This window comes from Streptomyces hirsutus (assembly GCF_001418415.1).
In the GTDB taxonomy this organism is placed as follows: Bacteria; Actinomycetota; Actinomycetes; order Streptomycetales; family Streptomycetaceae; genus Streptomyces; species Streptomyces hirsutus.
Genome location: NZ_LIQT01000777.1, coordinates 1 through 2,530 on the forward strand (window position 1 = coordinate 1; position 2,530 = coordinate 2,530).

General features: G+C 73.5%; 3 protein-coding genes and 1 tRNA gene. 3 read left to right on the plus strand and 1 reads right to left on the minus strand.

All coding sequences use genetic code 11. The features are described from left to right. The 3 genes from AOK11_RS38545 to AOK11_RS38555 form a co-directional block, all read left to right on the plus strand. The coding region (locus AOK11_RS38545) for a hypothetical protein (RefSeq protein WP_055598242.1) at nt 1–301 on the plus strand (301 nt) is incomplete at its 5' end. Nucleotides 302–477: 176 nt separating this feature from the next. Then, nucleotides 478–1,104 carry a bifunctional DNA primase/polymerase gene (locus AOK11_RS38745; RefSeq protein ID WP_063793587.1) on the plus strand — a complete coding sequence of 209 codons (627 nt, stop codon included), beginning with the start codon at nt 478–480 and terminating at the stop codon, nt 1,102–1,104. Continuing rightward, nucleotides 1,095–1,168, plus strand: a tRNA-Lys gene (locus tag AOK11_RS38555). The genes AOK11_RS38745 and AOK11_RS38555 overlap by 10 nt, the downstream gene beginning before the upstream one ends. 37 nt (nt 1,169–1,205) lie before the next feature. On the opposite strand, the gene AOK11_RS38560 is transcribed toward AOK11_RS38555, so the two are convergent. Beyond that, the gene (locus AOK11_RS38560) at nt 1,206–2,528 is read right to left on the minus strand and encodes a M6 family metalloprotease domain-containing protein (RefSeq protein ID WP_107098793.1); all 1,323 of its coding nucleotides are present in this window, start codon (nt 2,526–2,528) and stop codon (nt 1,206–1,208) included. Nucleotides 2,529–2,530: the final 2 nt, after the last annotated feature.

Genomic DNA, 2,530 nt, shown 5'->3' on the forward strand with positions numbered 1-2,530 from the left:
GAAGTGCTCCGGATCGGCGGCGGCCGCCGATCCGGAGCACTTCTTCGATCTGGAGTCGATCGACGACCCGCGCGCGCTGCTGGAGCGGGCGACGGAACTGACGCTCGCGTTCCGTGCGGCGGCGGACCGGGCGATGGAGTTCCAGGCGATGGCGGCGGCCCAGCTGGCCGACCCCCGGCGCTTCGACCGGCTGACGACCGCCGACATCTCCGAGCGGGCCGAGTGGACCGAGGACTACGCGAAGAAGATGGTCGAGTTCGGCCGGGACCTCTTGCGCGGGGACGACGCCGGGACCACGTAGAGCCGGTGTGAGGCACCATGCCTCCCGTACGGCCACCCACCCCTACCGACCCGGAGCCACCCGGTCGAACAGGTGTGGCATATGCCAGGTGGGCACGATACCTCCCCCCTCTCCCCCGCGTCCCCGATTCCCGCAACCCTGGGAAACCGTTCCCTCACCGCCGGTAGACAGACGGCATGAGCAGTACACGCAATGCCCCCGATGCCGACCGCCCCACCGATGCCACCGGGGTCACCCCGGCCGGCGCCGCCTGGCTCGCCTCCGCAGGAACGTATCCGCGCAGCGCGCTCTCCCTCTGGGAGGAGCGGCCGGACGCGCCGGTCGTGCTGCCCTGCGGTTCCGTCTTCGACGTGGTGAGCGCGCCCTCCACCTTCGGGCGCCGGATGCTGGACCGGATGTGGGACGAGGGGCCGGGCTCGGGCCCGGTGGCCGGGTTCCGCGGCCGGATCCTGCTGTTCGCGGCGCCCGGCACCGCCCAGCGGCTGCCCGCGCTGCTGGACTGGGAGGAGTGGGGCGCCCGCGGCAGGGACACCGGGGAAGCCGGCCGTACGGGCGCGGTTCCGCCGCTGCTGTGCCACGGCACCGGAGACGCGGTGACCGTTCCGGCGCCGGCTCCCGGCGCCCGCGCGGACCGCTCCGGCTCCCGCTGGCTGGTCGCCCCGGACACGCGTCACCCCTGGCTGCCGGGTCCGGAGGTGCTGCTCTGGGCGGCCGTACGGGCGGCCCGCGCGGCCGTGCGGATATCGATTTTTCCTCCCGCCGATCAGGGTGCTAATGTCTACGACGTCAGCAGGCGCCGCTAGCTCAGTTGGTTAGAGCAGCTGACTCTTAATCAGCGGGTCCGGGGTTCGAGTCCCTGGCGGCGCACGACACGGAAAGGCCTCTTGCCTCGGCAAGGGGCCTTTTACGCGTCTCCCCCGCCCTCGTCCCGGCCGATGCCGATCTGCACCGTCCAGGCGCCCGAGGCCGTACGTCCCTCCACCTCCACCCGCACGCCCTCCTCCGGCACCGTGAAGGTCTCACCGAGGGCGACCGGGGCGTCCGCGAGGGGTGGGTACACCGAGCCCCCCCAGCAGGCCCCCGTGTGCGGGTGGGCGTCGATCACCTGGACCGGGCCGTCCCCGGACCGGGCGGTGACACTCACCCGGTAGACCAGCACCCCCGCCCGGCAGGCGCCCACGTCGTCGCCGACGGGGTTCCGCGCCTCGAAGGCGAGCACGCTGTCCGGGCCGGTGCGCACCACCGCGAGCTTGATTCCCCGGCCCAGCCCGAAGGAGGGCGTCCCGTCGGCCCCCGTCACCGGCACCCCGGGTCCCGCTCCCAGCGGTTCCAGCGTCAGCCGTACCGGCTCCGCGCCCCGCACGCACCGCACCTGCCGGGGGTCCAGCCAGCCCAGCTTCCACTTGTGCCAGCCGAACAGGTCGGGTGCGAGCGCGAACTGGCTGCCCATCAGGTCCCAGTCGCCGACATGGGTGTCCCAGTCGCCCTTGCCGTCCACGGGCCGGTGGTAGAGGTCGGGAAGGTCGAAGACGTGGCCCGTCTCGTGGGCGAGGACCAACCGGTCCGGGGGGTGGTCCTCGAACACGGTGACGACCCGGCGGATGTCGGTGCCGTCCGCCCGCAGCGGGGTGTCCAGGTTGACGACCTTCGTGGCGTCGGAGTCCACACCGGGCGCGTCCGGGTCGGCGACGAAGTACACGACGTCGTACCGCGAGAAGTCGACCCGCGGGTCGGCCGCGGCGAGCGCGTCGCGCAGATAGGCGGACCGGTGCCGCGTGGTCCAGTCGCGCTGTATGGCGTACGCGGTGGACGGGCGCGGCATCCGGATCCAGTCGCGCAGGGCGTGCGGATGCAGGGAGAACCTGCCGTAGGAGGTCCGGTGGAAGAAGTCGCTGGTGGCGGGGAAGTGGTCGGCGGCCAGTTCCTCGGGGGTGGTCAGCGGGTGCGAGTCCGGGAAGGACAGGAACACCATGACCGCGTTCAGCCGGCCGGCCGGGCGGGGGTAGGCGGCGTTCCAGGTGTCCAGGCCCTCCGAGTGGTGCGCGTCGGTGCGGGTCAGGGCGCACGGCGCCGCGGAGAACGGCTCGGCCTCGGAGGGGGCGCTCACCATGGAGGTCGCCGCGAGCGCCGACATGGTGGTGCACACGGCCGTGGTGCCGCGCAACCGGGGGCGCGACAGCGGGCCGCCGGGCCCCGGCCGGTCCGGCGTCGGGAGCCCCGCCCTCAGCC